The organism is Alteromonas sp. 14N.309.X.WAT.G.H12, assembly GCF_036697315.1.
GTDB lineage: Bacteria > Pseudomonadota > Gammaproteobacteria > Enterobacterales > Alteromonadaceae > Alteromonas.
Genome location: NZ_JBAHZB010000048.1, coordinates 1 through 21,754, shown reverse-complemented (window position 1 = coordinate 21,754; position 21,754 = coordinate 1). Strand labels below are relative to the sequence as shown.

Below are 21,754 nucleotides of genomic sequence, written 5' to 3'. Positions count from 1 at the left end.
TGACGCCATAGTCTCTTGTTATAAGCCATTTTAAATACAACCTAGTTTAGCTACGTTAATCACCACAGCCACCACCAGAATCTGAACCCTCATTCCCCGAATATAGATTGCTACTACCAGAACCGTCCGCAACAGGATTGCGACCTTTTACTTTAGGGTTTATTGAGCGAAGGACAACCAAAGTAATAGCAGGGCCACCTATTGGAATAAGCCAATTAACAAGTAAGGTAATAGCTCGAGAGCTATTATTGATAAACAATGTGCTGTTAACAGCTAGAGTATTAAAAAATGCCCAAGCCAAATGAACACACACAATCCCAGCTAATAAGTAAACCATGAGTTAGGTTTTCCTGGTGGCATATAACGCTAAGCTTTGGGGCGCAGGCACGGGGCTATAATCGCGAAGCGGCCCCGTGTTTGCGTCCCAACGACCGAAGGGAGTGCCAACAGCGTTTTGTTATATTTCACTTAGTGCTCCGGTCTCATTTAATACGGGCTGTGCCCACCTATAATATTCTGATCTGTCATCAAACCAAGGCCAAAAACCATCAGTTGTTGGCCATATCATTTGTAACATATCAAAATCATCACCATCATGTAGCCACAGTCCCCAGCCTAAATATTCTTCGTAATGTGATTTGTCCACTTTTATGAAACAAACATCAAAACCACCAAGAAAATCAGAATAGTATTTACCAGGTTCAAAAATTTCACCTGCAAGTAAACGATTTTTATAGTTATTAATAACAGAGTGAGCCAAATCAAGCTTGAGACCGACAATAATTAAATCCGGTTTGTTTTGTTGCTTGTTGATTCCAATCGAATAGCTAAAGCAGGGTTCTCCATCCCCTTCCATAACTTTTAATACGTGACATCCAAATTCTTCGATGTCACTCAGTGCCTTCTCATCCCTTTCGTCCACTAAAATCTCCGTGAAATATAACAATTTATTATACGGAAAAAATCCTCAATGCGGTGCGGAGTATTTCCATATATCACACTATTAATCCTCTAACTTTTACATAAATAAGTTACAGCATCAATATCTTACCCGTTTACGCTAAAGTTATTTTATTAGTGCGGCATGGTTCCAGTTTATCTCACCTTGTAAAAAACTGGCCGATGTTCTCTCTCATCAAAAAGCAGTAAAAAATGTTCTTGCTTATGAATGACTGCCCTTACGAATAGCCCCCACGATTAGGTTTGGTATGTCATATCGCCTAGTTACGCTACCTGTACCCCTAAACGCAGGTTATGTTGTCGTTGGCAGTGACGAAAAATATCGCAAACCGGTAGCGGCCTGAGGATGGTGAAATTTTCACCTTTTGGCACACATTTACACTTTACTTCTCACAAATACTGTATATATTTACACGTACTGTATAAATATACTGCGGTGAACATATGCTTGTTAATCTATCAATTAAAAACTTCGCGGTTGTTAAACAACTCACTGTCAATTTGGAAGAAGGCTTAACGGCCATCACTGGCGAAACCGGTGCCGGGAAATCCATTGCCATTGATGCGTTAAGTTTGTGTCTGGGCGAGCGGGCAGATGCCGCTTCGGTAAGAAAAGGGGCCAGCAAAGCCGAAATTGTGGCCCATTTTTCGTTGCGTAACCAAACTGCTGCCGTGAATTGGTTAGAAGAACATGCATTGGTTGACGATGATGATGCCAGCTGTTTTATTCGCCGGGTTATTTCACGGGAAGGCCGCTCTAAAGCCTTCATTAATGGCAGTCCGGTGTCTTTACAGCAGCTTAAAGCTTTTGGTCAGTATCTTATTGCTATACACGGGCAAAATACCCATTTGCAACTTTTAAAAGACGATTACCAGCGTAAGCTTGTTGATCAATACGCTCAGCATAGCCAATTAGAAGCGGATGTACGCAACACCTACCAGCTTTGGAAAGAAAAACAACACGAACTAAAAACCCTGCAGGAAAAAGCCGAACAACGGGCCGACAGGCATCAGTTATTAAGCTACCAGGTGGAAGAATTAAATGAATTCGCCCTTGCCGAAGATGAATTTGTTGAATTGGAAAAAGAGCATCGCCGGTTAAGCCATGGTCAAACCCTGCTAGAGCAGGCTCAAACTAGCTTCTATCACCTTTATGAAAGCGACGAAGGTAACGCGCTGTCTATTATTCAAAGTGGTCTGGATAAACTGTCTGAGCTGGAAGCCCACGATTCTGCATTAACGCCCATTATCGCCCTTTTAAACGAGGCATCCATTCAGGTAGAAGAGGCGGCAAGTGAACTGCGGGCGTACTGTGATGGCCTGGAAATCGACCCTCTTCGCTTACAACAGGTAGAAAGCCGCTACAGTAAGGCCATGGAGTTAGCCAGAAAACATGCCGTAACCCCGGAAGCCTTATATGAACACCACCAGCAACTTGTCAGTGAATTTAAAACCCTAGCCAATGACGAGAACAGGTTGGAAGCATTGTCTGAAGCGGTAGTGGAAGCCAAACAATGCTACATGGCAGCATGCAAAAAATTAAGCAAATCGCGACAAATTGCTGCCGCTAAGTTAGGCACGGCGATTGAAGATCAAATAAGACAAATGAACATGCCCCACGCGGTAGTAGACTTGCAGGTTACAATGAGAGACGACAAGCCGCCTACTCCTCACGGTTTAGATGACGTTACCTTTAAAGTGTCTACAAATCCTGGCCAGGAAGCCGACAAACTGGAAAAAGTGGTTTCGGGCGGTGAATTATCCCGTATTGGCTTAGCCATTCAGGTACTCACGCAAAGTCAGCACGGCATACCTACCATGATTTTTGATGAAGTCGATACCGGTATCAGCGGGCCTACTGCAGCCATTGTCGGTGCACTATTACGTAAATTAGGTATGAATAGTCAGGTACTGTGTGTTACACATTTACCTCAAGTTGCGGCGCAAGCGCATAATCAATTGTTTGTAACCAAATACAGTGACGCCAATTCCACCGAAACACAAATGCTGGCCCTTACACGACAAGATCGTATTGACGAGTTAGCGCGCTTGTTAGCTGGCGATAAAGTCACCGAAAGCGCGTTAGCAAATGCAAAAGAACTTCTGGAAAGTGCGGAATCGAACTAATAAGCAGTTGATTGGTCATAACTGATTGGGTAGCATGCTGTCGCGCATTATTTTAGGGCAGCTCACTATTGAAGTACTGAGTGACTAAATAGTGTAGTGCCCGTAACTATAATTAAGCATAAACTGGACAAGCTCACGCATGAAGTTGTATCGAATCACTATTTTATTAACTGCTGTACTGTTTTCGACCGCCTGCACTAACTGGATTTATCGCATTGATGTTCCGCAAGGCAACTATCTTGATGAACGAGACGTAAAAAAATTGCGCATTAATATGACAAAAGAACAGGTCATCTATGTTCTCGGGCATCCAGTGGTACAAGATTCATTCGATAACGATACCTGGTATTTCGTATACGATATGAAACGCGGCATGGAAAAACGCGGAAAAGATTTCCAGAAAAAATTGATATTAAACTTCGAAGGAAACAATTTAGTCTCTGTTGAAGGTGATTTTGAATTGTCAGAAGACTTTAATACACCACTTGATGAATAACCCTTACCCATATTCGCTTAAATAAGACGAATGAGGTTTTCAAGCATAAACAAGATGGCACCGATTAGGCCACCCACCAAGGTGCCGTTTATGCGAACTTTTTGAAGATCTTTGCCAATATTAAGTTCAATTTGTTCGGCCATTTGCTTGTCATCCCAAGCAATAATGGTGTCTCGAATATGCCCTGTTAAAAAGTCTGCCACTTCTGGCGCCACTTTACGCCCCACCTCGGCGGCATGACCATTGATTGCCGTTGCAAGTGCTTCATCATTTTCGATAGCTTGTCCCAACTTCTGAAACGCTTCCCCTAATTTACTGGAAAACTGCCCACCTTGGGCGCCAACGTCTTCAATTAACCAAGTTTTCGTATCTTGCCAAATCTGTGCAAGATACAAATGAAGCTTGTCATTTTCGACTAGTTGATCCCGCAGCGAATTAAGCTTGTTTGCCATTGCCGGGTCGGCATCCATCTTCTGAATAAAATCATCCAAATAGAGATCAAAGTGCTCTCGCACCGGATGCACTGGGTCATCGGCAATATCATTGAGAATACTAGCAATGGCCTTTGAAGCAATCTCAGCCCCCTGCTCACTTAACCACGAAGTGGGCAATATTTTCTCAAGACGGTGATATTCTTCTTTCAAATACAGGTGCAGCTTTTGAGCAATAAAAGCCTGGCTTTCAGGTTGCTTTGCCACTGCGGCTATTTTCAGTAAAAGTTGGTCGAGTACATCTTGATGTCGGCCATCCCGAGTCAATACTTTTAATATCCCCGTTGCTAACGGTGACATATCCATTTTCCGTAATGCCCGCTTAACCCCCGAAAGTAGCATTTGCTGAATGGGTTTATCGTCCAGCACTCGCACTACCTCTGCTACGGTTGTAGCCATAAACTGGCTTAGACGCTGCGCGTTGTCGGCTTGCTTTAACCAGCGGGCAAATCCCTGGGCCGGTTGGCTTTTTTCAATCAGCTGACTCACCGTTTGCGCGTTAAAAAACTTTTCTTTTAAAAACAAGGAAAGGTTAGATGCCACCGACACTTTATTTTGCGCAATGATGTTGGTATGGGGTATGGCATAACGCGATGGAATAGGACGAAACAAGGCTGTTACGGCAAACCAGTCGGCTAAACCGCCCACTAACGCCGCTTCCGATGCCATTTTAATTAACCCTGCCCAGATCGGCCAGGGCATGAGCCAATGGCGCAGTTCCGCCACCGTGGTTAGCAAAAATATGCAGGCCGCGCCCACCAGCCACAACAATGCAATGCGTTTTGCCCGCTGCAATTGCTGATGCTTTTTATCTAATATTGAAGTATTCAGTGGCTATTCCTTTACGTTCTGTAAACCGCATTTCCAAAAGGTCATCCTTGACCAAGGTGGGGTTAATCCCAGTCTGGTGCAAAATCGGGATCAACAATACGCTCGCCATTATCAAGGTCGTCAATACGGAGAATATCGTCTTTACTTAGCTTCACTTTACCATATTCCATATTGGCGATAAGGTGGGCTTTGTTGGTCGACGACGGGATCCCGTGGATCCCCTTTTCCTCCAACCATGCTAATACAACCTGTGCGGGCGTGGCATCGAATTTCTCCGCCACTGCATTAAGTGTTGCATCCTTCATGATTTTTCCCACTGCAAACGGCATATAGGCCGTTACACCGATATTCTTTTCCTTACAATGGGCCGCTACTTGACGATTTTGGAAAAACGGGTGCAGTTCGATTTGATTGGTAAAAATCTCCCCTACCCCTAAAATGGATTCGGCTTCATCAATTTGCGCCATGGTAAAATTAGATACGCCAATCTTCTTGGTCAGCCCTTCCTCTTTGGCCTGTTTTAAGAGGGCAAATAGGTGCTCATGGGAACTTTTTGCTCTGGCGACGGCCAGTGAATAAGCAGCAAATCTACCTGATCGACTTTTAATTTACTCAAGCTTTCGTGCACAGATGGGATAAAGCGGGTTTCGTCTAGGTTTTCGAACCACACTTTGGTGGTAATAAAAAAATCGTCTCTGGATAGTCCCGACGTTTTAATGGCATCACCAATTTGTTCTTCATTACCGTAAAACTGTGCCGTATCAATATGACGGAAACCCACTGAAATAGCATCACCCACAGCACGGAAGGCTACGTCACCTGTTAAGCGATATGTTCCGGCACCTAACTGAGGCATGGTTTGCATAATCTGTTTTCTCCTGTTCAATAGCGTGTGACAGCGTGTTTTGCCATCGTCAATTGGATCTACGTACTTACACCTTTAAGAGATTAAACTTGGTGACGTATTTTCAATGATCACCGCGTTCTATGCCCACAGACATCAGATGAATAGGGTTTTAGGTATAAAAAGGAATACGAGGAAATAACCCCCATTATCGATTTACCGGCCACCAGTTGATACGCTCTGTACATCGTTGAAATGGAGTTGATGAGCAGATTAGTTATGTCTCTTTACACGTCTTTTATTTTCGTACTTATGCTACTTATTCCCGCATCAGCAGTGGCGAAAAGTACCTATTCGGTAGGCATTGAAGCATATGAAACGGTTCAGTATCAACCGGTGCGCGGAGATAAATATCAGCCGTTAATTGAAGAGCTGTTAGAAGCGTTTGCCCTTGAAGAAGGGATAAAAATTAACTATCAAGCTTTACCTGCCGAGCAATACCAAGACTGGTTTGAACAACATTCCATTGATTTTCGCTTTCCTGATAATCCAAAATGGACAAATTGGAGCCACACCCTATTTTATAGCCAGGCTGTTATCAGTTTTTGTGACGTCACTCGGGTATTGCCAGAAAATAATTGGATGCGTAAACCTGACATTAGCCGACTTGGCACCTTGCCCAATCATCCGTTAAGTAACGATTGGATCCGGCAAGTGAAAAAAGGCTATTCAACCGTGCATGAATATCAAACGGCTGCGCAGTTGGTTCATGCGCTGATAAGTGGTGATGTGGATGCCATTTTGGCGGAACATTCCCAAGTTGATGATGGGGTAGCACAATTAGCCCTCGGATCTGATGTCCTCGCGCCTTCTCAATTCATTCCCGATATAAAAGATGATTTGCGGATTTCCAGTGAACTGTACCCAGCGATGCTGGAAAAATTCGACCAATACATAAAAACACATCAAGCCTTTATTACACAAATCGCCCGTCGCCATGGTATCGACAACGGACGAGCTTGCACCCAAACCGGTGCTCACAATCAGTCAGAACTGGCCGAGTGACTTCTGCTTCGCTGATGATTTTGACGGGCGCGATGTTTTTTCACAGAACGACGCATACGGGTTAAGCGAGCATGATCCAACTTACTCTGGCGAACATCCACCAACGACTCGGTTTCTTTGGGCAATTGCACCAGATCCCGCAAGCCATTAACCTGATCTAAGGGAAGTTCAACCCATGCGCCCTGGGGCAGACGTTTTTGCAATTCCACAGGCCCATAACGCACCCGCATTAATCGGCTCACTTGCACATCTTGAGATTCCCACAACCGACGCACTTCGCGGTTTCTGCCTTCTGCCAAGGTAACGTTATACCACCGGTTCATGCTCTCATCATCAGAAACCGCTTTGCTGCGCGGGGTGATTTCAGTAAAACGGGCATCCCCGTCTTCCAGCTTCACGCCTTTTTTCAACACATTGATGGTTTTGCCAGACACTTCCCCAAATACCCGAACCGCGTATTCGCGCTCCACTTCACATTTAGGGTGCATCAATCTGTTGGCCAGTTCACCGTCATTGGTAAACAACAACAAACCACTGGTGTTAATATCCAAACGCCCAACGGCAATCCAACGACCAACACGTATGGCTGGCAGCCGGGTAAAGACGGTAGGACGGCCTTCCGGATCCTGACGACTGCACAATTCACCTTCGGGTTTGTTGTACATCAACACCCGACACACGGGTTTTTCCACCTGCCGCGAAAGCAAATGGCCATCAACACGTATTTGCGCGGTAATTTCCACTCTGTCACCTAAGGTGGCAACTTGTCCATCCACTGAAACTCGTCCAGCCTGAATCCAACGTTCCATTTCACGTCGTGATCCCAGGCCTTGATTAGCCAGTACTTTTTGCAACTTTTCACTCATTTTCTTCTCGCTCTTTGTTAGCGGTTTCAATCGCACGGTCATCTTCAGACGGTGCATCTAGTGTCGCCGTCGCTGGCGGCTCGTATTGGACGTCCAGTGCTTCAAATACGTCAGAACTGGGAAGATCGGCCAATGATGTTAACGAAAAATAATCTAAAAACTGTTTGGTTGTGGCATACAAAGCCGGTCGACCCGGTACCTCTTTGTGTCCAACGACCTTTATCCATGCCCTTTCCGTAAGGGTACGAATAATATTACTGCTCACCGACACGCCTCTTACCGCTTCAATTTCGCCACGGGTAATGGGTTGTCGATATGCAATCAATGCCAGTGTTTCAAGCATAGCACGTGAATATCTTGGTGCACTTTCCTGCCACATTCGACTAAGCCAAGGACTTAGGCTATCAACGGATTGAAATCGATAGCCACTGGCAACTTCAACTAGCTGAACACCGCGGGGCTGATAATCGAGTACGAGCTCTTTTAACACGCCATTTAATGCCCGCTCGCTAACCGTAAATTCGGCTAACACCGTTTCTCGTAGGGTCGATTTAGACACCGGGGAATCAGCCACAAATATCGCCGCTTCCACCAGTTGTTTAAGCTGGGTTTTGTTAATCTTCGCCATGACAACCTAATTTTACATGAATTCTGGTGTAGGGTCCTGCCTGAACACATAATAAAAGTTGTTCTTTTACCAGTTCCAATATTGCCAAAAACGAAACCACCACGCCCGCTCGCCCTTCGTCGATGGTAAACAGTGCCTCCAGAGGCGTGTAAGCGTCTCGGGTGACCATGCTTAATATTTGACTCATACGCTCCCGCGTACTTAAAGTTTCCGCTTCAATGGTATGGTGCTCGAAGGCCGCTGCCCGCTTCATGGCATGACTAAAAGCCATAACCAGTTCCTGCAATGAAACATCCGGCTCAATGCGCACAGGCGTAACGCTAGGCGGTACATCGGCTTTCACCGCAAAAACATCCCGTTCTAGTCGTGGCTGGGCATCCAGTGCCCCGGCCGCCTCTTTAACGGCTTCATATTCTTTTAAACGACGGATCAGTTCAGCTCTTGGATCCTCTTCCTCATCATCGTCACTGGTAGGCCGAGGAAGCAATAAGCGCGATTTTATCTCTGCCAAAATAGCGGCCATAAGCAGGTATTCGGCAGCTAGCTCCAGTTTAAGGCTCTTCATCACCTCAACATATTCCATATACTGAAGCGTGATGGTTGCCACCGATAAATTCACAATATCCATTTTTTGCTTGCGAATTAAGTAAAGCAATAGATCCAAAGGCCCTTCGAAGGTTTCCAGAATCACTTCCAGCGCATCGGGAGGAATATAGAGATCTTCCGGCTTCTCAACAACCGCCTCCCCGTTAATAAAGGCTAAGGGAAGAGGTTGCTGCACTGGGGCGCTGTTTACCGTATCGTCCTTCTCAGGCATTGACTGATTTCGCTACACTAAATTACAAAAATGGCGCCGGATCACCACTGCCTTCACGTAAAATCACCGCTTCGCCATCGGAAAAATCCACCACGGTTGTGGGTTGCTCTACCAGAAACCCACCATGAATAATCAAGCCAACATGTTTTTCCAGCTTATCTCGAATCGCATCGGGATCAGACTCGGCCATGGTATTGCCCGGTAAAATTAACGATGTGGACATCAAAGGCTCATTCAAGGTTTCTAATAATTTTAACGCGATAATGTTGTCCGGTACCCGTATGCCAATGGTCTTTCTTTTTGGGTTCTGTAAACGCCGAGGCACTTCTCGGGTCGCTTTAAACACAAAGGTGTAAGGCCCAGGCGTATTATTTTTCACCTGTCTAAACGCCGTGTTGTCTACTTTGGCGTAAATGGATAGCTCTGACATGTCACGACATACCAGGGTAAAATTATGATCTTTTTCAATTCGGCGTATTTGACACAAACGCTCTAAGGCGCGCTTGTCTTCCATTTGGCAACCAATGGCGTAGCCGGAATCCGTTGGATAAACAATCACTTCGCCTTTGCGGATCAGTTCAACAGCCTGGTTAAGCAGACGTTGTTGTGGATTGTCTGGATGAATGTAAAAAAACTGACTCATTGAGATGTCCTGTTATGAATGAGCAACTTGCGGCCAGTCATGCCAAACCGGCGTGAGCTGTGACGCTATGCCCAGATTACGTCCTAACTCCGTCCACCTGGACGGGAAATGAAAATCAGAACCTGCAGAAGCCAACAATTGATGCGTAGACGCGAGCTCGTTAATTAACATTTGTTTGTCTTTGCTTAAGCCGGGAAATGCCGTCTCAATGGCATCACCTTCGCATAGCGCAAACTCTTCCACTAAGCGTCGTAACCATTTGGCTGTCATGTCATAGTGCGCAGGGTGCGCCAATACGGCCCGGCCTCCTGCGGCGTGGATATGAGAAATGGCGGCTTGCATGTGTGGCCAAACGGCCTTAATAGCGGCACGCTTTCCTTTTCCGAGGTACTTTTTAAACACCGTATCCATGGAAGACACGCCGTAGTCTTTGACTAAAATGCGGGCAAAATGCGCTCGGGTAACCTGACCGACGCCGGCGAGAGAAAAGGCTTTTTCTGCAACTCCTTCAAAACCACACTTTACCAGTTTTTCCCCAATCTTAAGAGCACGTTCGCGACGAATTTCACCTTGTTGCGACAAGAAACGGCATAACGCTTCATTTTGCGTATCCACGTTTAATCCCACGATATGAATATCAAAACCATGCCAGGCGGTGGAAATTTCCACGCCGTTAATAATGGTTAGCTTACGTTTTTGTTGGGCTTGTGCGTTGTGAGCCGACGGTAAACCCGCAAGGGTATCGTGATCGGTGATGGCCAGCACATCAAGCTGTAAATTATGCGCCCGCAACACTAATTCTTCGGGCGTAAGGTGGCCGTCTGAGTAGCGGGTATGACTGTGAAGATCAATTTTCAATGGCTTATTTAAAATTCCGGTTGACACAGATACGTTTTTGTTTTCTTCTATAGGGCACAGTATACGTATTAACGTCTTCGATGCCTATCGAAGTTTAACCGAGACATGATAATGCAAAATCAACGAGCAACAGGCGTAACATTCAACGCTGTTTGGTGGTGGCACTCCCTGAATTAACGGGCGGTGTATGCGTTAGTGCGTATTTAAAACACAATAAAGGCCCGTTTAACGGGCCTTTTTTTTTAATCGCAGCAGGAGATCTTGCGACAATGAGTTTAGCAGAACTGGGCTCTCAGCCAGGCAAAGTGGAAACAATAGAGCAAACAGGCGTATATCTTAACGACCCCCTGGCCGCTTTTACCCATTTATGTGCCAATCACTCTAATGCCTTGCTGTTAGAGTCAGCGGAAATCGATAGCAAAGACGACTTACAGAGTTTACTCATGGTCGACGCTGCCATGCGTATCGTGTGTCGTGGCAATCAGGTAACATGCAGTGCGCTCACACCAAATGGCGAATCAATACTCCCCTTATTTACCGAGCAATTAGGTGATATTGCCCATATCACCCAACAGCACACCACCTTAACGATGACATTTCACACCGAAGATTCATCGTTAGATGAAGATTCCCGTTTAAAAGCCGCCAGTATTTTTGATGGCCTGCGGGTGTTGGTGAAACAAATTCAACCTATCCGTCAGCATCCTCATGCGGTTTTTCTCGGCGGTGTGTTTGCCTACGATTTGCTTGCCACCTTCGAACAATTGCCGGATGTACCTGACGGCGAAAACGATTGTCCTGACTATGTGTTTTATCTTGCTGAAACCCTGCTTATTGTGGATCATCAAACTCGCCAAACCCAGTTGGTAGGAAGTGTATTTAGCGGCCCCAATGTGGCACAAAGTTATTTCGATGTGGCCCAACGTTTAGAACATTTGCAATCAAAATTAAAAGAGATCCCCTCGCCACCACCTTTAACATTGCGCCAGGCCGCACCCGATGTGGAAAACGTGGACACAGATAAAAGCGACGATGCCTTCATTGAAGATGTGATTTCCCTTAAATCCCACATTCTTTGCGGCGATATTTTTCAGGTTGTGCCATCCAGAACCTTTTCCCTGCCCTGCCCAGACCCCTTGTTAGCCTACGCACAATTGAAGCTCAGTAACCCCAGCCCTTACATGTTTTATATGCAAGATGCTGACTTTACTATCTTTGGTGCATCCCCTGAATCGGCAATTAAATATGAAGCCGAATCTAATCAGGTCGAGATTTATCCCATCGCAGGCACGCGCCCAAGAGGCAAGCGCCCCAACGGCGCTATAGATCACGATTTAGACAGCCGAATTGAACTCAATCTACGGGAAGATGACAAAGAAAAAGCAGAACATATTATGTTGGTGGATTTAGCGCGAAACGATGTCGCCAAAGTCAGTCAGCCCGGTAGCCGCTACGTCAAAGATTTATTGAAAGTTGACCGCTACTCCCATGTGATGCACTTAGTCTCCCGTGTGGTGGGCCAGTTACGCGACGATCTCGATGCTCTGCATGCGTATCAAGCATGTATGAATATGGGCACCCTGGTAGGCGCACCGAAAGTCAGTGCAGCCACACTCATCCGCGAGGTAGAAAAGAAACGCCGTGGCAGTTATGGCGGCGCAGTGGGTTACCTAAACGGAAATGGTGACATGGATACCTGTATTGTTATTCGTTCGGCCTTTGTTAAAAACAACCGTGCCTATATTCAAGCGGGCGCTGGCGTGGTTCACGACTCCGATCCACAGTCAGAAGCGGATGAAACACGCACAAAAGCACAAGCGGTGATTAACGCCGTTAAACTTGCACTTAAGTCAGGAGAGTAATATGAGCCAAGCCATCACTGTTTTCCTCCTTGATAACGTCGACTCCTTTACTTATAACCTTGTGGATGAGCTACGGGCCCTTAATTTAAACATTTTGGTATACCGTAATACGGTCAGTGCTGATATTCTCTTTGCCCGCATGGAAAAAGAAGCGGAACAAGGCCCGGTATTATTGTTGTTATCTCCCGGCCCTGGCAGCCCACACGAAGCCGGTTGTATGCCAGCGTTACTCAACAAAGTGCAGGGGCGCTTTCCCGTTCTTGGCATCTGCCTTGGACACCAAGCCATTGTTGAACATTATGGCGGTACGGTAGATAGGGCGCGGGAAGTCATGCACGGAAAGGCCTCACCAATCACACACACAGGGGAAGCAATGTTTGCCAATATGCCACAGCCTTTGCATGTAGCACGTTATCACTCGTTAGTGGCCACCACCTTACCGGAAGGTTTACAAACCATTGCCACCTTCGATGATATGGCAATGGCGGTTTATCATCCCGATGACTGTATGCTGGGATTTCAATTTCATCCAGAATCTATTCTCACGGCACAAGGCAGCCGCCTTTTGCTTCAAAGTATTCAATATTTAACTCATAAGGAGTCTGCACATGTATGATGCCACTCCCCTGCTAGACATTTTATTTAAAAAAGAACACCTGACTCAGGCACAATCTTTCGCCCTATTTAACAGTATTATGCGTGGTGAGCAGCCCGATGTCATGCTGGCCACCATACTCACGGCGTTAAAGCTGAATGGAGAGGCTCCCTACGAAATCGCTGGTGCAGCCAGCGCAATGGTTTCTAATTCCCTTCCCTTCCCAACGCCAGACTACCCCTTTGCAGACATTGTGGGTACCGGCGGAGACGGGCACAACACCATTAACATTTCCAGTGCAGCAGGCATTGTCGCAGCAAGTTGCGGCGTCAAAATTGCCAAGCATGGAAACCGCAGTGTTTCCAGTCGTTCAGGCTCTGCGGATTTGTTTCGTCAATTCGGTATTAAACTGGAAATCAGCCCAGAAACTGCCCGCCAGTGCTTAGATGAAACCAACTTTTGCTTTTTATTTGCACCGGTTTACCACGCCGGTATGCGCCACGCTGCGCCCATTCGCGCGGCATTAAAAACCCGTACCATCTTTAATATTCTTGGCCCGCTTGCGAATCCTGCTGGGCCCACACACGGTCTGTTTGGGGTGTATTCCCCTGAATTACTCAAGCCCTATGCCCAAACGCTGATGCTGCTCGGTCAGCACCGTGCCATGATTGTTCACGGTGATGGCCTTGACGAACTGGCCTTGCATGGCGAGTCACAAATTCTCGATCTGGAACACGGTGATATCCGGTCCCTTACGGTAACACCCGCGGATTTCGGCTTACCCAGTTATCCTTTAAGTGCCATTGAAGGGGGAACCCCTGATGACAACCGTAAAATGATAGAAGCGGCATTGTCCGGTGAAGGTAAAGAAGCTCACCGCGCAGCCATCGCCATGAATTGCGGCGCACTGTTAACCCTGACCGGTCATGCCAAGGGCTTTAAAGAAGGCGCTGAAATGGCCATGGAATCCATGCGCACAGCACAACCCTTGTCAGTGTTAACTCAGGTAGCCAGTATCAGTCAGCGGGAGACAAATTAAGATGAGTAATGTTTTAACGCGCATCGTTGATGATAAACGGATAGAAGTGAATGCGCGTATTGAGGATAAACCGCTAAGTACATTCATTGATGACTTAACACCATCAACAAAAAGTTTATTCGATGCGTTGAGTGAAGAAAACGCCGGCTTTATTTTCGAGTGTAAAAAAGCCTCGCCGTCGAAAGGACTCATACGTTCAGTTTTTGATTTAGATGAAATCCTTGCCGCCTACTCGCCTTATGCAGCGGGCATTTCGGTACTCACCGATGAAAAATACTTCCAAGGCAATTATGATTACCTCTCATATGTGACCGCCCGGGTATCACAGCCCGTGCTCAATAAAGATTTTTTTATCAGCGAATATCAGGTGTATCTTGCTCGCCATTATCAGGCCGACGCCATTTTGCTTATGCTCAGTGTGTTAGACGATGACACCTACCTACAGCTTGCTAAGGTTGCCGATTCTCTGTCACTGGATATCCTAACGGAAGTCAGTAATGAAGAAGAAATGCACCGCGCCATTGCATTAAAAGCCAAGATTATTGGTATTAATAACCGCAACCTTCGTGACTTATCCACGGATTTAGCCACCACGGAAAAACTGGTACCATTACTTGATAAAGCCACCCACGACTTTGTGGTGATTTCTGAGTCGGGCATATACACCCATCATGATGTTCGCCGCTTAGCGCCGATTTGTCAGGGCTTTTTGGTAGGCAGTGCGTTAATGGCGCAGGACAACCTACCCATGGCGGTCAGGGGCTTAATTTATGGTGATATAAAAGTGTGCGGCCTCACCCGCCCACAAGATGCCCGAAATGCGTTTAATTACGGCGCAAACTACGGTGGCTTTATTTTCACAAACAAATCCAAACGCTATATCAGTGTGGATGACGCTGCCAATATTGTTGCCAATGTGCCCGGTCACTATGTGGGTGTGTTTGTCAATCAACCCATTGACGTTGTTGTGCAAACCGCTAAGACGTTAGGGCTATACGCGGTGCAGTTGCATGGGGAAGAAGATGATCTTTATCGCAAAGATCTGAAAACGAAATTGCCAGACACCTGCCAGATTTGGCAAGCCGTGGGCGTTGCTGGTGAGTTACCCGCCCAGTTACCGGCATTGCTTAGTAGTGACAATACCGACCGTATATTGCTGGATTGTCAGTTGGGTAATGAAAAAGGCGGCACTGGGCAATCATTTGATTGGCAGTTACTGTCTGCCCTGCCCAATAAAGAAAAATTGATTGTCGCAGGCGGTATTGGGCCTCAGAACATTAGCGAAGCGCTAGCAACACAGGTTGCTACCGTTGACGTAAACTCCGGTGTGGAAGATGCACCGGGCGAAAAATCTGCTGAAAAGCTGGCGGCGCTGTTTACGCAAGCGCGACGCTATTAATTGGTAATCAACAGGATTATTCATGAACCAACTTGATTCTAAATTCGGAGATTTCGGCGGCATGTATGTGCCCGAACTTCTCATCCCAGCCCTCGACCAGCTGGAAAAGGCCTTTTTAGACGCCAAAGACGATCCTGCCTTTCAGGAAGAATTTACCGGTCTGTTAAAAGATTATGCCGGTCGGCCTACTGCGATGACGCTCACCCGCAACATGGTCAGCAACCCAAAAGTGAAACTCTACCTAAAACGGGAAGATTTACTTCATGGTGGCGCGCACAAAACCAATCAGGTGCTCGGTCAAGCTTTGCTCACCAAACGCATGGGAAAAACCGAAGTGATTGCAGAAACGGGAGCAGGCCAACACGGTACAGCAACCGCGCTGGCCTGCGCCCTGCTAGGCCTTAAAGCACGTATTTATATGGGAGCCAAAGACGTGGAACGTCAAGCGCCCAATGTGTTTAGAATGCGCTTAATGGGGGCTGAAGTGATCCCCGTTCATGCCGGCTCAGGGACTCTAAAAGATGCCGTTAACGAGGCCTTGCGTGACTGGTCTGCAAATTATGATAAAGCCCATTACCTGTTAGGTACCGCCGCCGGTCCCCATCCCTTCCCCCATATCGTGCGGGAATTTCACCGTATGATTGGCGAAGAAACCCGTGCCCAAATCATGGAAAAAGAAGGGCGTCTTCCGGATGCCGTTGTCGCCTGTGTAGGCGGTGGCTCTAATGCCATTGGTATGTTTGCCGATTTTATTGATGAGCCTTCTGTGAAACTCATCGGTGTAGAGCCTGCAGGTAAAGGGCTTCACACCAAAGAGCATGGTGCCACCATTTGCACCGGCACGAAGGGGATTTTGCATGGTGCCTATACCTACATCATGCAAGATGACCAGGGGCAAATTGAAGAGAGCTATTCGGTTTCCGCCGGGCTTGATTACCCTGCTGTCGGCCCTCAACATGCTTATTTATCCGATATCGGTCGCGCCGAATATGTGTCCGTCACCGACGAAGAAGCCCTGAACGCATTTCAGTTATTAGCCCGTAAAGAAGGGATCATTCCTGCACTGGAGTCTTCCCATGCCTTGGCCCATGCATTAAACATGGCTGATACCGCCGAAGAAGACACCATCATCGTGGTGAACTTATCCGGCCGGGGAGATAAAGATTTAGGGCACGTTATCAAGATTCTAGGAGAAGATTTTAATGGATCGCTATAATGCCATGTTTGCTCGGCTAGAGGCCGATAATCAAGGGGCTTTTGTGCCTTTCGTCATGCTGGGTGACCCCGATCTCCACACCTCTGAGCAAATCATTAGCCAACTTATCGACAGCGGGGCCGACGCGCTGGAACTGGGTATTCCCTACAGCGATCCCATCGCTGATGGCCCCACGATCCAAGCCGCCAGTATTCGCGCCCTTGACACTATGGTCACGCCCGATGGCTGCTTCGAGCTACTAACAAGAATACGTGCTCGCTACCCTGACACCCCCATCGGTTTGCTGTTATACAGCAATCTGGTGATGGCAAAGGGGATCGAAACCTTTTATACACAAGCGAAGGACGCCGGTGTGGATTCGATTTTGATTGCCGATGTGCCTCTACGCGAAGCCGCCCCTTTCCTCGCTGTGGCCAAGTCCACCGGGGTTGCACAAATATTGATAGCGCCGCCTAACGCCACAGAAGAAACCTTGTCGCAAATTGGTGAGCATTCTCAAGGCTACACCTATTTACTCGGTCGCGCCGGTGTTACCGGTGTAGAAACAGCGGCTGACATCCCCGCCGATTCATTGATCAGTAAACTCACTGAATACCAGTGCGCGCCTCCCCTGTTAGGCTTTGGGATCTCCACACCTGCACAGGTTAAAACGGCCATTGCGGCAGGTGCAGCGGGCGCTATCAGCGGTTCGGCCACCGTTAATCTCATTGCTGATAATTTAGATGATTTTAACGCCATGGGTAGCGCACTGGATAAGTTTGTACGTGAAATGAAAGCGGCAACCAAAAAAGGATAAATAAAACGATGTATTACATGATCTGCGCTACTGACGTAGCTGATAGCCTGGAAAAACGTTTAGCCGCGCGTCCTGCGCACCTTGCTCGTTTACATGGGCTAAATGATGAAGGCCGCTTACTCATTGCCGGCCCCTTCCCTGCCATCGACAGTGAAGATCCGGGCCCGGCTGGCTTTACCGGCTCATTAGTCGTGGCCGAGTTTGCCTCTCAAGAAGAAGCGCAACAGTGGGCCGATGCCGATCCCTATGTGGATGCCGGCGTCTACGAAAGTGTTGTGGTGAAGCCTTACAAAAAAGTACTTCCCTAGTATTATCCGCCCTGAGCCTTCAGGGCGGCGTTTTATCTTGGTCTATTAATTCCAATTGAACATCCTGTGGCCCCCTTAGCCACAAGGGCGTGTCCCATTGACAGCTTGCATTCAGCCAATGTTCATTTGTTTCGGATATGCTAGGATATTATTCGGTTAGCACCCGCTTGTTAGTTCATTCGGTGTAAAAATTTCAGAGATCATATGCGTAGACTTAAGAGACTGATAATTGCTTTTAGTTTGATGACCCTGTTGGCTCCTCAAGCAATGGCGGAAAAGGATCCTAAAAAAGCACCCATCGATAGAACCCAAGCGGCTGCCCGTGCCAAACAGTATGAAAAAGGTCGCGTGTTACGGGTCGATCAAACCCGTACCAAATTCAGAGTGAAAGTACTGAAAAAAAATGGACGTGTGGTATCCGTGGATGTGGATAAAAACACTGGCCAAGTGAATACCACCAAGAACAAGGATAACTAACACTAATGCGTATGCTCATTGCCGAAGATGACAGCCGATTACTGACGCAACTGGATACTTTTTTACAACAACACGGTTTCAGTGTTGATCTGGCCGATAACGGCGAAAACGCCCTCTACCAATTGCAGGAATATACTTACGATCTTGCCATCGTTGATATTGGGTTACCTGTGATGGACGGCTTCGATGTGATCCGCAAAGCACGACAGGACAATATTAAAACGCCCATCCTGATCCTTACCGCCAGAGATCGGTGGCAGGAAAAAGTAGAGGGCCTTGATGCCGGTGCCGATGATTACCTGACCCAACCTTTCCATAACGAAGAGCTTCTGGCTCGGGTAAAAGCCCTTATTCGCCGCGCCTCGGGTCAAGCGAACCCCACCATTCGCTTTGGTCCCATTAGTTTAGATACCGTGGCCGAAGAAATTACAGTCAACGAACAACGTTTAGATCTCACCGCTTACGAATATAAAGTGATGGAATATTTGATGCTCAACCCACAAAAGGTGGTATCAAAAACCGAACTCACCGAACATATCTATGATCAGGATTTTGATCTCGACAGCAATGTGATTGAAGTGTTTGTCGGGCGACTTAGAAAGAAGATCGATCCAGAAGGGACACTGCGTCCTATCGAAACTCTGCGGGGCCGGGGTTACCGCCTCAATAGGGATTTATGATCAACTTGTCCCTCCGGCTACGCAGTACCTTACTGGCACTGATTGCACTGACAATTTTTATCCCGGTTACCGTATTTACGCTAGATAAAGCGTTTATTGAAAGCCTGACCCAGGCCAAGCACAACGAACTAAAACTGATGAACCTGGCCTTGGTGTCGGCCTTTGAGTTAAACGGCGATATTCCCTACATGCCAGAGCTTCTTTACGAAGAACAACTTAATCTGCCTGATTCCGGCTATATTGGTCTGATTGTGTTTCGAAACAAGATCGTCTGGAAATCCGCCTCGTCATTACACAATGACCTTATCGCCTCACCGCCACCGCCCGCCGTAGGCGACGAAAACTTCATTACCGACGATAGCGGTGCCATCGATAATATTGACCACTATTTTACCTATGCCTTCACCGCCGAATTCGCCGCTGAACGCAATTTTGAGCCAGTGCATTTTTATATTCTAAACGACCGCCAGGAGTTCGAAAACGAACGCACCGCGTTTGTAAATAATCTATGGCGCTGGATGCTGCTGTTATCTGCCGCACTGATGGTTTTATTGATTGTGGGCATTAACGTGGTATTAAGCCCGGTTCGCGGATTAATCAAAGAAATCAGCCTTACCGCGTCCGGTCAGCAACGCCACCTAACCCGTCACTATCCCCAAGAATTTACCGCCTTAAAGCACAGTATAAATCGCCTGTTAGATTCGGAAGAAGAACAACGCAGCCGCTATAAAAATAGTTTGGATGATCTCGCTCATAGCTTAAAAACGCCACTGGCGGTGGCCATGGGAACCGATGGCTTACCCGCAGAAACACAAGAAGCCCTCGGCCAGATCCACAATATCATTCAACGTCAGCTAAAACGGGCGGCTGCGTCAAAATCTGGCTGGCAAGCCACCATTGATGCGGTGCCATTAACGGAAAAACTGCTCAATGCCATGAGCAAAGTACATCAAGATAAACAACTCAAACTTTTCCGCACAGGTAGCCCAACGTGCAAGTTTAAAGGTGATGAAACCGATTTAATGGAAATGTTGGGTAATATTCTTGATAACGCATGCAAAGCCGCCAACAGCCAGGTACGTATAACCTTACAGCAAGCTGAAAAATGGAGTTATATTGTTATTGATGATGATGGGCCCGGCATTCCGAATCACCTTAAAAGTCAATTGCTGGCCCGTGGGGCAAGACTCGATACCTACGTAGAAGGACAAGGCATAGGTATGGCTGTGGTTGCCGATTTAATTGCAATTTATGAAGGACGCCTTGAAATAAAAGACAGCGAACTTGGCGGTGCCCAAATATCGCTGTCCTTTCCATTAACTTAACCGTTTAGCATCTCGCTCTGCGTTACTCGATAGCAGCAAAGCCAACCATTGGCTTTCTTCTCGGGATTCCAATGCAATTTTAACCACCATGGTTAACGGCACGGACAAGAGCATGCCCACGCTACCTAGCAGCCATCCCCAAAATATTAATGACAAAAAGACCACCAAGGTTGACAGGCCCATGCCCCGCCCCATTAATCGCGGCTCAACCATATTCCCCATAACGGTATTTACAACAACGAAACCAAGAGCAACCAGACCCGCTGAGCCTACACCATATTGCACCAAAGCAATAAGCACTGCAGGTATGGCGGCAATGATTGAGCCGATATTAGGGATATAGTTTAACAAGAACGCTAATACCGCCCACAATAAAAAGTGATCGACCCCTAACACATAAAGCCAGATACCGATGATCAAACCAGTAGCCAAACTGATTACTGTTTTTATTGCCAAATAACTATTTACCGAGGAAATAAAGCGATCGATTTGCTTCAATTTCATTTCTGGATCGGCCAGTGCCGTGTGCAATCGGGATGGCATGCTATCGGCCTCAAACAACATAAAAATAACCGTTAGCAATATCAGAAACAAATTAGACAGTACGCCGCCCATACCACTGAGAAAATTGGTTGCCACCGACATGGCCATACTCGGATCAAAGTGCTGGGCAAAAAACTCGCCATCGATATTAATATTAAACGTGGCCAGACCATCGATTGCCCAGGCTAATTCATTGTCCAGTTTCTCCCGATAGCTTGGCAGGTTTTCCTGAAAATCAGCAAATGACTGACCGACAAGGCCGGCTAGCAAAAATCCAAAGACTAAAATAATGAGTATAACTGATGTAATAGATACCCATCTTGGGATGCGATGGGCGCTGGCCCAATTAATCAAGGGACTACAAGCTATCGCAATAAATGCAGACAGAAAAAACGGTACCATGATTGCACTGGCTGATTTCACGCCGGCTAAAACGATAACCAGACAGGCTAACATTATCATTGCTTTGGCAGAGGGAGATTTAAGATCCATAATATACTTAGTAAAACTGGTCCAGCTAACAAATTAACAAAATATCCTCTTCATAGATACAACGAAAATAATGAGAAAGGTCATGAACTTAAATAAGGCTGTTATTCGTATTAAAAATTTACGTTTACGTACCTATATTGGCATTAATGACGACGAAGTTGCCAATATGCAAGATGTGATTATTAACGCCCAGATACATTATGACGCAGTTCGCGCTACCGATACTGATGAGATGCGGGATGCACTGAACTATAAAACGGTGACAAAAGCGATAATAAAGTTAGTTGAAGAAAATCGTTTTTCTTTGTTAGAAAAGCTCACTGCCGAGGTCTTGGCCATTGCCGCAGAGCATCCTTCGGTCACCTATGCAGAAGTCGAGGTAGATAAGCCCCATGC

At 46.7% G+C, this 21,754-nt stretch carries 23 protein-coding genes and 1 pseudogene; 14 read left to right on the top strand and 10 right to left on the bottom strand.

From position 1 onward, the window contains the following. Window positions 1–55: 55 nt before the first annotated feature. Together V5298_RS12840 and V5298_RS12835 are read right to left on the bottom strand one after the other, a co-directional pair. Complete coding sequence (locus V5298_RS12840) at window positions 56–337, bottom strand: hypothetical protein (RefSeq protein WP_007991282.1); 282 nt, start codon at window positions 335–337, stop codon at window positions 56–58. Between the two features lie 120 nt (window positions 338–457). Next, a complete protein-coding gene (locus tag V5298_RS12835; protein WP_231519411.1) occupies window positions 458–922 on the bottom strand; it encodes a DUF4262 domain-containing protein in 465 nt (154 codons plus the stop codon). 482 nt (window positions 923–1,404) lie between these two features. Between V5298_RS12835 and recN the strand changes: the two genes are divergently transcribed. After that, window positions 1,405–3,087, top strand: a complete 1,683-nt coding sequence (gene recN, locus V5298_RS12830) for a DNA repair protein RecN (protein ID WP_332931847.1) — start codon at window positions 1,405–1,407, stop codon at window positions 3,085–3,087. A 139-nt stretch (window positions 3,088–3,226) separates the two neighbouring features. Beyond that, complete coding sequence (locus V5298_RS12825; RefSeq protein ID WP_332931846.1) at window positions 3,227–3,583, top strand: outer membrane protein assembly factor BamE; 357 nt, start codon at window positions 3,227–3,229, stop codon at window positions 3,581–3,583. A 17-nt stretch (window positions 3,584–3,600) separates the two neighbouring features. Here the strand turns inward: V5298_RS12825 and V5298_RS12820 are convergent, their stop codons facing one another. Then, on the bottom strand, window positions 3,601–4,869 hold the full coding sequence (locus V5298_RS12820; protein ID WP_332931845.1) for a DUF445 domain-containing protein: 1,269 nt from the start codon (window positions 4,867–4,869) through the stop codon (window positions 3,601–3,603). A gap of 98 nt (window positions 4,870–4,967) precedes the next feature. Continuing rightward, window positions 4,968–5,770, bottom strand: a pseudogene (gene dkgB / locus V5298_RS12815) (2,5-didehydrogluconate reductase DkgB). A 243-nt stretch (window positions 5,771–6,013) separates the two neighbouring features. Here dkgB and V5298_RS12810 point away from each other — a divergent pair. Further along, window positions 6,014–6,814, top strand: coding sequence for a hypothetical protein (locus V5298_RS12810; protein ID WP_332931844.1), 801 nt, complete (start codon window positions 6,014–6,016; stop codon window positions 6,812–6,814). On the opposite strand, the gene rluB is transcribed toward V5298_RS12810, so the two are convergent. From rluB to V5298_RS12785, 5 genes are read right to left on the bottom strand one after another with little or no spacing between them, the layout of a single operon-like run. Then, the gene (gene rluB / locus V5298_RS12805; RefSeq protein ID WP_332931843.1) at window positions 6,793–7,680 is read right to left on the bottom strand and encodes a 23S rRNA pseudouridine(2605) synthase RluB; all 888 of its coding nucleotides are present in this window, start codon (window positions 7,678–7,680) and stop codon (window positions 6,793–6,795) included. The genes V5298_RS12810 and rluB overlap by 22 nt on opposite strands. Continuing rightward, complete coding sequence (gene scpB, locus V5298_RS12800) at window positions 7,673–8,308, bottom strand: SMC-Scp complex subunit ScpB (RefSeq protein ID WP_332931842.1); 636 nt, start codon at window positions 8,306–8,308, stop codon at window positions 7,673–7,675. The genes rluB and scpB overlap by 8 nt, the downstream gene beginning before the upstream one ends. Continuing rightward, window positions 8,295–9,125 carry a ScpA family protein gene (locus tag V5298_RS12795; RefSeq protein ID WP_332931841.1) on the bottom strand — a complete coding sequence of 277 codons (831 nt, stop codon included), beginning with the start codon at window positions 9,123–9,125 and terminating at the stop codon, window positions 8,295–8,297. Before V5298_RS12795 ends, scpB begins: the two co-directional genes overlap by 14 nt. Before the next feature lie 22 nt (window positions 9,126–9,147). Beyond that, a complete protein-coding gene (locus V5298_RS12790) occupies window positions 9,148–9,768 on the bottom strand; it encodes an L-threonylcarbamoyladenylate synthase (RefSeq protein ID WP_332931840.1) in 621 nt (206 codons plus the stop codon). 12 nt (window positions 9,769–9,780) lie between these two features. Continuing rightward, a complete protein-coding gene (locus V5298_RS12785; RefSeq protein WP_332931853.1) occupies window positions 9,781–10,626 on the bottom strand; it encodes a PHP domain-containing protein in 846 nt (281 codons plus the stop codon). Between the two features lie 269 nt (window positions 10,627–10,895). Here V5298_RS12785 and V5298_RS12780 point away from each other — a divergent pair, with 269 nt between their 5' ends. The 10 genes from V5298_RS12780 to V5298_RS12735 all read left to right on the top strand — a co-directional run bounded on the left by V5298_RS12780 (window position 10,896) and on the right by V5298_RS12735 (window position 20,323). After that, window positions 10,896–12,488: an anthranilate synthase component 1 gene (locus V5298_RS12780; RefSeq protein WP_332931839.1), complete on the top strand. Its 1,593-nt coding sequence runs from the start codon at window positions 10,896–10,898 to the stop codon at window positions 12,486–12,488. Window position 12,489: 1 nt separating this feature from the next. After that, window positions 12,490–13,104: an aminodeoxychorismate/anthranilate synthase component II gene (locus tag V5298_RS12775; protein WP_332931838.1), complete on the top strand. Its 615-nt coding sequence runs from the start codon at window positions 12,490–12,492 to the stop codon at window positions 13,102–13,104. Then, complete coding sequence (gene trpD / locus V5298_RS12770) at window positions 13,097–14,122, top strand: anthranilate phosphoribosyltransferase (protein ID WP_332931837.1); 1,026 nt, start codon at window positions 13,097–13,099, stop codon at window positions 14,120–14,122. The genes V5298_RS12775 and trpD overlap by 8 nt, the downstream gene beginning before the upstream one ends. Before the next feature lies 1 nt (window position 14,123). After that, window positions 14,124–15,521: a bifunctional indole-3-glycerol-phosphate synthase TrpC/phosphoribosylanthranilate isomerase TrpF gene (gene trpCF, locus V5298_RS12765; RefSeq protein ID WP_332931836.1), complete on the top strand. Its 1,398-nt coding sequence runs from the start codon at window positions 14,124–14,126 to the stop codon at window positions 15,519–15,521. A gap of 22 nt (window positions 15,522–15,543) precedes the next feature. Then, window positions 15,544–16,737, top strand: coding sequence for a tryptophan synthase subunit beta (trpB, locus tag V5298_RS12760; protein WP_332931835.1), 1,194 nt, complete (start codon window positions 15,544–15,546; stop codon window positions 16,735–16,737). After that, window positions 16,724–17,533 carry a tryptophan synthase subunit alpha gene (gene trpA, locus V5298_RS12755; protein WP_332931834.1) on the top strand — a complete coding sequence of 270 codons (810 nt, stop codon included), beginning with the start codon at window positions 16,724–16,726 and terminating at the stop codon, window positions 17,531–17,533. The genes trpB and trpA overlap by 14 nt, the downstream gene beginning before the upstream one ends. 8 nt (window positions 17,534–17,541) lie before the next feature. Further along, complete coding sequence (locus V5298_RS12750; protein WP_332931833.1) at window positions 17,542–17,841, top strand: YciI family protein; 300 nt, start codon at window positions 17,542–17,544, stop codon at window positions 17,839–17,841. A gap of 204 nt (window positions 17,842–18,045) precedes the next feature. Further along, entirely contained in the window at window positions 18,046–18,318 is a 273-nt protein-coding gene (locus V5298_RS12745; RefSeq protein ID WP_332931832.1) for a PepSY domain-containing protein, read from the top strand. A 5-nt stretch (window positions 18,319–18,323) separates the two neighbouring features. Next, window positions 18,324–18,998, top strand: coding sequence for a response regulator transcription factor (locus V5298_RS12740; RefSeq protein ID WP_332931831.1), 675 nt, complete (start codon window positions 18,324–18,326; stop codon window positions 18,996–18,998). Continuing rightward, window positions 18,995–20,323: an ATP-binding protein gene (locus tag V5298_RS12735; RefSeq protein WP_332931830.1), complete on the top strand. Its 1,329-nt coding sequence runs from the start codon at window positions 18,995–18,997 to the stop codon at window positions 20,321–20,323. Before V5298_RS12740 ends, V5298_RS12735 begins: the two co-directional genes overlap by 4 nt. On the opposite strand, the gene V5298_RS12730 is transcribed toward V5298_RS12735, so the two are convergent. Continuing rightward, entirely contained in the window at window positions 20,315–21,358 is a 1,044-nt protein-coding gene (locus tag V5298_RS12730; RefSeq protein ID WP_332931829.1) for an AI-2E family transporter, read from the bottom strand. The two genes, V5298_RS12735 and V5298_RS12730, sit on opposite strands and share 9 nt — an antisense overlap. A gap of 82 nt (window positions 21,359–21,440) precedes the next feature. Here V5298_RS12730 and folX point away from each other — a divergent pair. Then, the coding region (gene folX, locus V5298_RS12725) for a dihydroneopterin triphosphate 2'-epimerase (RefSeq protein WP_332931828.1) at window positions 21,441–21,754 on the top strand (314 nt) is incomplete at its 3' end.

Bases quoted from the DNA above. Each gene is read 5' to 3' on its own strand.
- V5298_RS12840 (WP_007991282.1), bottom strand. From the start codon at position 337: ATGGTTTACTTATTAGCTGGGATTGTGTGTGTTCATTTGGCTTGGGCA.
- recN (WP_332931847.1), top strand. From the start codon at position 1,405: ATGCTTGTTAATCTATCAATTAAAAACTTCGCGGTTGTTAAACAACTC.
- V5298_RS12825 (WP_332931846.1), top strand. From the start codon at position 3,227: ATGAAGTTGTATCGAATCACTATTTTATTAACTGCTGTACTGTTTTCG.
- V5298_RS12810 (WP_332931844.1), top strand. From the start codon at position 6,014: ATGAGCAGATTAGTTATGTCTCTTTACACGTCTTTTATTTTCGTACTT.
- rluB (WP_332931843.1), bottom strand. From the start codon at position 7,680: ATGAGTGAAAAGTTGCAAAAAGTACTGGCTAATCAAGGCCTGGGATCA.
- scpB (WP_332931842.1), bottom strand. From the start codon at position 8,308: ATGGCGAAGATTAACAAAACCCAGCTTAAACAACTGGTGGAAGCGGCG.
- V5298_RS12795 (WP_332931841.1), bottom strand. From the start codon at position 9,125: ATGCCTGAGAAGGACGATACGGTAAACAGCGCCCCAGTGCAGCAACCT.
- V5298_RS12790 (WP_332931840.1), bottom strand. From the start codon at position 9,768: ATGAGTCAGTTTTTTTACATTCATCCAGACAATCCACAACAACGTCTG.
- V5298_RS12780 (WP_332931839.1), top strand. From the start codon at position 10,896: ATGAGTTTAGCAGAACTGGGCTCTCAGCCAGGCAAAGTGGAAACAATA.
- V5298_RS12775 (WP_332931838.1), top strand. From the start codon at position 12,490: ATGAGCCAAGCCATCACTGTTTTCCTCCTTGATAACGTCGACTCCTTT.
- trpD (WP_332931837.1), top strand. From the start codon at position 13,097: ATGTATGATGCCACTCCCCTGCTAGACATTTTATTTAAAAAAGAACAC.
- trpCF (WP_332931836.1), top strand. From the start codon at position 14,124: ATGAGTAATGTTTTAACGCGCATCGTTGATGATAAACGGATAGAAGTG.
- trpB (WP_332931835.1), top strand. From the start codon at position 15,544: ATGAACCAACTTGATTCTAAATTCGGAGATTTCGGCGGCATGTATGTG.
- trpA (WP_332931834.1), top strand. From the start codon at position 16,724: ATGGATCGCTATAATGCCATGTTTGCTCGGCTAGAGGCCGATAATCAA.
- V5298_RS12750 (WP_332931833.1), top strand. From the start codon at position 17,542: ATGTATTACATGATCTGCGCTACTGACGTAGCTGATAGCCTGGAAAAA.
- V5298_RS12745 (WP_332931832.1), top strand. From the start codon at position 18,046: ATGCGTAGACTTAAGAGACTGATAATTGCTTTTAGTTTGATGACCCTG.
- V5298_RS12740 (WP_332931831.1), top strand. From the start codon at position 18,324: ATGCGTATGCTCATTGCCGAAGATGACAGCCGATTACTGACGCAACTG.
- V5298_RS12735 (WP_332931830.1), top strand. From the start codon at position 18,995: ATGATCAACTTGTCCCTCCGGCTACGCAGTACCTTACTGGCACTGATT.
- V5298_RS12730 (WP_332931829.1), bottom strand. From the start codon at position 21,358: ATGGATCTTAAATCTCCCTCTGCCAAAGCAATGATAATGTTAGCCTGT.